Genomic DNA, 7,995 nt, shown 5'->3' on the forward strand with positions numbered 1-7,995 from the left:
TAGAAAACTTCATGTAAAATAAGAGGTAGTATCATTAATTTATTTTCACTAGCCTTCGAGTATAACTCTTCTATATACATAACGAATGTAGTTTGAAGTGGTTAATATAAGGGGGTGGGATAAAAGAAGACGGGGTGTTGATATGCAACGAAGAAAATCTTTAGCGCTTTCTATTCCATATCAGTTAGATTTCTTTAAGCAATATAAATTTCTTTCTAAGGATAAACCGCAACATATTTTGTTAGAGAGTGGGCGTGGCGGTCGTTATAACATTGTGGGGTTAAACCCGGTAGCGGTAATCCGAGGGAAGGGTGAAACGTTACATATAAGTGAAAGTGGTAAGGAAACAATAAAGCAAGGAAACCCATTAGGTTTAATGCAGGAATATATGGAGCAATGGAAAACGGATTATAATCCGGAATACCCGCCTTTTCAAGGTGGTGCAATTGGCTACTTTAGTTATGATTGCATCCGTTATATTGAAAAACTTCCTTCTCTTGCCGAGGATGATATTAATATACCTGATATATTCTTTTTATTATTTGATGATGTGTTTGTGTATGATCAAGAGGAAAAAGTATTATGGATTATTACACATTATGCAGATAAGCATGAAGAGGCAAAAGAACGATTAAATGAATGGAAGGTTCTTTGGACGACAGAAGCGCCAGAAGTGACTATGCCGTTTGCGTGCCCTGAAAAGAAAAGTGAAGCAGTTGCTTTTACTGAAGAAAGCTTTATGAAGGCGGTTGAATGTATTCAAGAATATATTGGTGCTGGTGATGTGTTCCAAGTAAACTTGTCGACAAGACAAGAAAGAACGTTACAAACACACCCACTAGAAATATATACAAGTCTTCGTGAAATTAATCCATCTCCATATATGGGTTACTTGGAGCTCGGGGATTTTCAAATTGTAAGTGGATCGCCAGAGTTGCTAATTAAGAAACAGGGAACTGAAGTAAGTACAAGACCAATTGCTGGAACGAGATCTAGAGGGGCAAATGAGCAAGAGGATGAAGAATTGGCAAGGGAATTAATTGAGAATGAAAAAGAAAGAGCAGAGCACGTCATGCTTGTGGATTTAGAGCGAAATGATTTAGGACGTGTTTGTAAATATGGCACTGTAGAAGTAGACGAGTTTATGGTAATTGAGAAATACTCACATGTTATGCATATTGTTTCTAATGTGCGTGGTGAGGTGGAAGAAGATAAAGATGCTTTCGATTTAGTGAAGGCTGTATTCCCTGGAGGAACAATTACGGGTGCTCCGAAAATACGTACGATGGAAATTATTGAAGAATTAGAACCTGTTCGCCGAGGGATTTATACAGGTTCAATCGGTTGGATCGGTTATTCTGGAGATACAGAATTGAATATTGTAATTAGGACACTTCTTGCTAAAGACGGAAAAGCGCATGTACAAGCAGGGGCGGGAATTGTAATTGATTCAAATCCGGAAAATGAATATAAAGAGTCGTTAAAAAAGGCGATTGCTTTATGGCGTGCAAAAGAACGTAGTGAAGAAACGGTTAGGTGAGAGAAATGATATTAATGATTGATAATTATGATTCTTTTACATTTAATTTAGTGCAGTTTCTTGGAGAACTTGGACAAGATCTTGTTGTTAAACGTAACGATGAAGTGACTATTTCAGATATTGAGAATATGAAACCAGACTTTTTAATGATTTCGCCAGGTCCATGTAGTCCGAATGAGGCAGGAATTAGTATGGAGGTTATTCGATACTTTGCTGGAAAGATTCCGATTTTTGGGGTTTGTCTTGGTCATCAATCTATTGCGCAAGTGTTTGGTGGAGAGGTTGTTCGTGCAGAGCGATTAATGCATGGGAAAACATCGCTTATGCATCATGACGAGAAGACGATTTTTTCGGATATCCCTAATCCGTTTACCGCGACACGCTATCATTCCCTTATTGTTAAGAAAGAGACGTTACCTGATTGTTTAGAGGTAACGTCTTGGACAGAAGAAGGGGAAATTATGGCGCTCCGCCATACAACATTACCGATTGAAGGTGTGCAGTTCCACCCGGAATCTATTATGACTTCTCACGGGAAAGAGTTGTTGCAGAATTTCATTCGTAAATATAGTCCAAGTGTGACATCATGTTAATTTACGTAAATGGTCAGTATGTAGAATCGAGTGAAGCGAGAATTTCTCCTTATGATCATGGTTATTTATATGGTCTTGGAGTTTTTGAGACTTTTCGTATTTATAATGGTCATCCTTTCTTATTGGATGATCATTATGACCGTTTAATAGATGCGCTGGATACATTGCAAATAAAATGGACAATGACGAAAGATGAAGTAATGCTTATTTTGAAGAATTTAATCGTTAAGAATAAATTAGAGCATGCGTATGTCCGTTTTAATGTATCGGCGGGTATAGATGAAATTGGATTGCAAACAGAAATGTATGAAGAGCCGTCTATTATTGTTTTTATAAAACCTTTAGCGGCCCCGGGAGATGTAGTGGAAAAAGAAGGGGTTGTCTTAAATCAAGTGAGAAATACCCCAGAAGGTGCATCTCGCTTGAAGTCTCACCATTATTTAAATAACATTTTGGGGAAACGTGAAATTGGAAATGGTGTGAATAAAGAAGGGATTTTCCTGACTGAAGTAGGTTATGTTGCAGAGGGTATTGTTTCGAATCTCTTTTTTGTGAAAGGTGATATTTTATATACACCTTCGCTTGAAACAGGGATTTTAAATGGTATCACTCGTGCGTTTATTATAAAGGTTGCTGAAGAGATTGGTATAGAAGTAAAAGAAGGTTTCTTTACAAAAGATGAATTACTTTCAGCCGATGAAGTCTTCGTAACAAACTCGATTCAAGAAATTGTTCCGCTTAATCGTATAGAGGGACGAGATTTCCCGGGTAAAGTAGGTATGGTTACAAAAAGATTTATGAACCTTTATGAAATGCAGAGAGAGAAATTGTGGAGCAGAAATGAATTACGAAGAGGAGATGTGTAGTTTGAAGTGGGATTATGATTTGCGCTGCGGCGAATATACATTGAACTTAAATGAAAAAACGTTAATTATGGGGATTTTAAATGTAACACCAGATTCGTTTTCTGATGGTGGGAGTTACAACGAGGTAGATACTGCAGTGCGCCATGCGAAAGAAATGCGAGATGAAGGTGCTCATATTATTGATATTGGTGGCGAATCTACTCGTCCGGGCTTTGCTAAAGTGTCAGTGGAAGAAGAAATAAAACGAGTTGTTCCAATGATTCAGGCTGTTTCAAAAGAGGTGAAATTGCCTATTTCTATCGACACATATAAAGCGGAAGTTGCAAAACAAGCAATCGAAGCTGGTGCTCATATTATTAATGATGTTTGGGGAGCGAAGGCGGAACCGAAAATCGCTGAAGTTGCGGCTCATTACGATGTACCTATTATTTTAATGCATAATCGCGATAATATGAATTATCGTAATTTAATGGCTGATATGGTTGCTGATTTATATGACAGTATTAAAATTGCTAAAGATGCTGGTGTACGAGATGAGAATATCATTTTAGACCCGGGCATCGGTTTTGCTAAAACACCTGAACAAAATTTAGAAGCGATGCGTAATTTAGAACAGTTAAACGTACTAGGTTATCCAGTTCTCTTAGGTACTTCAAGAAAGTCCTTTATTGGGCATGTGCTAGATTTGCCGGTAGAAGAACGTCTTGAGGGGACGGGAGCTACCGTTTGTCTTGGTATTGAAAAGGGTTGTGAGTTTGTTCGTGTTCATGATGTGAAGGAAATGGCACGTATGGCTAAGATGATGGATGCGATGATTGGTAAGGGGGTAAAGTAATTGGATAAAATTTATATTCATGATATGGAGTTTTACGGTTATCATGGTGTATTCCCAGAGGAAAATAAATTAGGCCAGAGATTTAAAGTGGACTTAACGGTGGAATTGGATTTGAAACAAGCAGGAGAAAGTGATGACTTAGAGCATTCTGTTAATTATGGAGAGCTTTTCGAATTATGTAGGAAAGTTGTAGAAGATAGAACATATAAGCTTGTAGAGAGTATTGCTGAAAATATTGCTACAGATATATTGAAACAATATGAGAGTATTTCAAGATGTACGATAAAGGTAATTAAACCAGATCCGCCGATACCAGGACATTATCGTGCTGTAGCGGTAGAAATTACGAGAGAACGTCCATGAATAATATAGCTTACATTGCATTAGGTTCAAATATTGGAGAACGTTATACGTATTTAACTGAAGCGATTCAGTTTCTGAATAAAAATCCTTATATCAAAGTTGAGGATGTTTCGTCTGTATATGAGACGGAACCGGTTGGCTATACTGACCAAAGTTGCTTTTTAAATTTAGTTATAAAAATTTCTACCAATTTATCACCGCAAGAATTATTGAAAGTAACGCAAAAAGTAGAAAATGATCTAGGAAGAAAAAGGGAAATTAGGTGGGGACCTAGGACTATCGACCTTGACATTTTACTATATAATCAAGAAAATATTGAAGCAGAGAATCTTATTGTTCCGCATCCGCGGATGTTCGAAAGAGCTTTTGTTATCGTTCCGTTGTTAGAGATTAATCAAGATATAAAACAAAACATTTCACGTTCACAAGTAGAAGAAATGAAAAGGCGAGAGGGAGTAACGGTATGGAAGCAGAAAAATGGGGAAGACGCATTCGTGCTTTTCGAAAACTAAAAGGTTATACGCAAGAAGGTTTTGCAAAAGAATTAGGGGTATCTGTATCTGTTTTAGGTGAAGTTGAGCGAGGAAATCGATCGCCTTCCCAAGACTTTGTAGTGGAAGTTGCTAAAGCATTAAAGGTCTCGATAGATGAGCTAATGCCAAAGTGACCATGAAGGAAGGAGTAAATCGAGTGTTAAAAATCGCAAATATTGAGATGAAAAATCCGGTTGTATTAGCACCGATGGCGGGAGTGTGTAACTCTGCATTCCGTTTGACAGTAAAAGAATTCGGTGCAGGCCTAGTTTGTGCTGAAATGGTAAGTGATAAGGCGATACTACTGAACAATAAAAGAACATTAGATATGTTATATATTGATGAGAGAGAAAAGCCATTAAGTTTACAAATTTTTGGTGGCGAGAAAGAAACTCTTGTAGATGCTGCGAAATACGTAGATCAATATACGACAGCAGACATCATTGATATTAATATGGGGTGCCCAGTACCAAAAATCGTTAAGTGTGATGCAGGAGCAAAGTGGCTTTTAGACCCAAATAAAATATATGAAATGGTAGCGGCAGTTGTAGATGCTGTAGAAAAACCAGTTACAGTAAAAATGCGTATTGGTTGGGATGAGGATCATATTTTCGCAATCGAGAATGCGAAAGCTGTTGAGCGTGCTGGTGGACAAGCGGTAGCAGTTCATGGGCGCACACGAGTACAAATGTATGAAGGAAAAGCGGATTGGGATATTATTAAACAAGTAAAGCAAGCTGTAAATATCCCGGTTATTGGAAATGGTGATGTCGCAACGCCGCAAGATGCAAAGCGTATGCTTGATGAAATTGGTGTAGATGGTGTTATGATTGGCCGCGCTGCCCTTGGAGATCCATGGATGATTTATCGTACGGTAAAGTATTTAGAGACTGGTGAATTAATGCCGGAACCGACAGTACGTGAGAAAATTGACGTATGTATGTTGCATCTAGATCGTCTGATCGATTTAAAGAATGAAAATGTCGCTGTAAGAGAGATGAGAAAGCACGCAGCTTGGTATTTAAAAGGCATTCGTGGTAATGCAACTGTACGTAATGGTATCAATGCTTGTAATACGCGTGAAGACCTTGCAAATGTATTAGGTACATTTGTAGAAGAAGTAGAAGCGAAACAACAAACAATTCACGTTGGTTAATAATAGGAAGGGAAGATTGACATTCTTCTATACACTTCCTATAATTACGTGAAAGAAAGAAGAACTGCCAGTTAGTTGCTGGCAGTTTTTCTAGTTGAGTAGAAAATGCTATACTGTATATATTGTAAAAATTAATAGAGCTGGAGTGATATCAATACCATGGATAACATGAACCACGAAGAATTAAACGACCAATTGCTTGTTCGTCGTGAAAAGCTACATAACTTACGTGAGCAAGGGATCGATCCGTTCGGTAAACGTTTTGAACGTACAAATGCAACAAATGAATTATTAAGCCTATATGGAGAGTTCTCTAAAGAAGAATTAGAGGAGAAAGAAATCTCTGTTTCTATCGCTGGTCGTATTATGACAAAACGCGGTAAAGGAAAAGCTGGATTTGCACATATTCAAGATTTACATGGACAAGTTCAAATTTACGTTCGTAAAGATGCTGTTGGAGATGAAGAGTACGAATTATTTAAAACAGCAGATTTAGGTGACTTAGTAGGTATTGAAGGTAAAGTTTTCAAAACGAACGTTGGAGAACTTTCGGTGAAAGCAACGGGCTTTACGCTATTAACGAAATCTCTTCGTCCATTACCGGATAAATATCATGGATTAAAAGATGTTGAACAACGCTACCGTCAACGTTACTTAGACTTAATTACAAGTATGGAAAGCCGTGAAACATTTGTTACTCGCAGTAAAATCATTCGTGAAATGAGAAGATACTTAGATGACAATGGTTATCTTGAAGTGGAAACACCTATGATGCACGCAATTGCAGGTGGAGCTTCTGCGCGTCCTTTCATCACGCACCATAATGCGTTAGATATGGAATTATATATGCGTATCGCAATTGAACTTCATTTAAAACGCCTTATTGTGGGTGGATTAGAAAAAGTTTATGAAATCGGCCGTGTATTCCGTAACGAGGGTGTATCAACTCGTCATAACCCTGAGTTTACGATGATTGAATTATATGAAGCGTATGCTGATTATAAAGATATTATGAAACTAACAGAAAATATGGTTGCTCATATCGCGAAGCAAGTACTAGGTACAACAACAATCCAATATGGTGATTATGAAATTAATCTAGAACCAGAATGGACACGTCTTCATATGGTAGATGCAATTAAAGAACATTCTGGAGCAGATTTCTGGAATCCGATGAGTGTAGAAGAAGCGCGTGAACTTGCAAAAGAACATAATGTAGAAATTAAGGATACAATGGAAGTTGGTCATATTATTAATGAATTCTTCGAGCAAAAAGTAGAAGATAAATTAATCCAACCAACATTTATTTACGGTCATCCAGTAGAAATTTCGCCACTTGCGAAAAAGAATGACGAAGATCCACGATTCACAGATCGTTTCGAATTATTTATCGTTGCACGTGAACATGCAAATGCATTCACTGAGTTAAATGATCCAATTGATCAGAAAGAACGTTTTGAAGCGCAATTAAAAGAACGCGAACAAGGTAATGATGAAGCTCACATGATGGATGATGATTATATCGAAGCTCTTGAGTATGGTATGCCTCCTACAGGTGGACTAGGAATTGGTATTGATCGTCTTGTTATGTTATTAACGAATGCACCATCTATTCGTGACGTACTATTATTCCCTGCTATGCGTCATAAACAAGACTAAGCTTTGGAGATTTCTCCAAAGCTTTTTTTATTTGAGTATGAGCGTCGGGCGTTAGATGTCGATGGTGGGGGAAATTATATTTATATAGAAGAAAAGTGCTGTTTTTATACTTTTTTACTAAGTTAAAAATTTTATTAGAAAAACTATTGCATTTTAATAATCAAACTGGTATATTTATATTCGTTGCCACGAAAGGTAACAAGCAAAACAAACGAAAAACAACTTTTTGAAAAAAGTTGTTGACGAAAATATAACAAAATGTTATATTAATAAAGTCGCTTCTGAGCGACGAAGTAGTTCTTTGAAAACTGAACGAAACAAACAACGTGAAACGTCAATTTTTTATTTTATGATGCTAGACAAACTAACTTTATTGGAGAGTTTGATCCTGGCTCAGGATGAACGCTGGCGGCGTGCCTAATACATGCAAGTCGAGCGAATGGATTAAGA

At 37.3% G+C, this 7,995-nt stretch carries 9 protein-coding genes and 1 rRNA gene; all 10 read left to right on the forward strand.

All coding sequences use genetic code 11. The features are described 5' to 3' along the window. The first annotated feature begins 142 nt into the window (after window positions 1-142). On the forward strand, window positions 143-1,540 hold the full coding sequence (gene pabB / locus ACTFR9_RS27400; RefSeq protein ID WP_171484847.1) for an aminodeoxychorismate synthase component I: 1,398 nt from the start codon (window positions 143-145) through the stop codon (window positions 1,538-1,540). A gap of 5 nt (window positions 1,541-1,545) precedes the next feature. Beyond that, a complete protein-coding gene (gene pabA / locus ACTFR9_RS27405; protein ID WP_000602276.1) occupies window positions 1,546-2,133 on the forward strand; it encodes an aminodeoxychorismate/anthranilate synthase component II in 588 nt (195 codons plus the stop codon). Continuing rightward, a complete protein-coding gene (gene pabC / locus ACTFR9_RS27410; RefSeq protein WP_000909890.1) occupies window positions 2,127-2,999 on the forward strand; it encodes an aminodeoxychorismate lyase in 873 nt (290 codons plus the stop codon). The genes pabA and pabC overlap by 7 nt, the downstream gene beginning before the upstream one ends. Next, window positions 2,974-3,834, forward strand: coding sequence for a dihydropteroate synthase (folP, locus tag ACTFR9_RS27415; RefSeq protein ID WP_025991707.1), 861 nt, complete (start codon window positions 2,974-2,976; stop codon window positions 3,832-3,834). Before pabC ends, folP begins: the two co-directional genes overlap by 26 nt. Beyond that, window positions 3,835-4,197: a dihydroneopterin aldolase gene (gene folB, locus ACTFR9_RS27420; protein ID WP_000358059.1), complete on the forward strand. Its 363-nt coding sequence runs from the start codon at window positions 3,835-3,837 to the stop codon at window positions 4,195-4,197. Then, on the forward strand, window positions 4,194-4,709 hold the full coding sequence (gene folK, locus ACTFR9_RS27425) for a 2-amino-4-hydroxy-6-hydroxymethyldihydropteridine diphosphokinase (protein WP_001059445.1): 516 nt from the start codon (window positions 4,194-4,196) through the stop codon (window positions 4,707-4,709). The genes folB and folK overlap by 4 nt, the downstream gene beginning before the upstream one ends. Further along, window positions 4,661-4,864 (forward strand): helix-turn-helix domain-containing protein, encoded by a 204-nt coding sequence (locus tag ACTFR9_RS27430; RefSeq protein ID WP_000387027.1) that lies wholly within the window; start codon window positions 4,661-4,663, stop codon window positions 4,862-4,864. Before folK ends, ACTFR9_RS27430 begins: the two co-directional genes overlap by 49 nt. Window positions 4,865-4,887: 23 nt before the next feature. Then, a complete protein-coding gene (gene dusB / locus ACTFR9_RS27435; RefSeq protein WP_000912258.1) occupies window positions 4,888-5,886 on the forward strand; it encodes a tRNA dihydrouridine synthase DusB in 999 nt (332 codons plus the stop codon). Window positions 5,887-6,045: 159 nt separating this feature from the next. Next, window positions 6,046-7,545 (forward strand): lysine--tRNA ligase, encoded by a 1,500-nt coding sequence (lysS, locus tag ACTFR9_RS27440; protein ID WP_000369678.1) that lies wholly within the window; start codon window positions 6,046-6,048, stop codon window positions 7,543-7,545. A 370-nt stretch (window positions 7,546-7,915) separates the two neighbouring features. After that, window positions 7,916-7,995, forward strand: a 16S ribosomal RNA gene (locus ACTFR9_RS27445); the annotation flags it as partial.

The sequence above is a fragment of the Bacillus cereus group sp. MYBK222-1 genome, assembly GCF_051916425.1.
Lineage (GTDB): Bacteria > Bacillota > Bacilli > Bacillales > Bacillaceae_G > Bacillus_A > Bacillus_A paranthracis.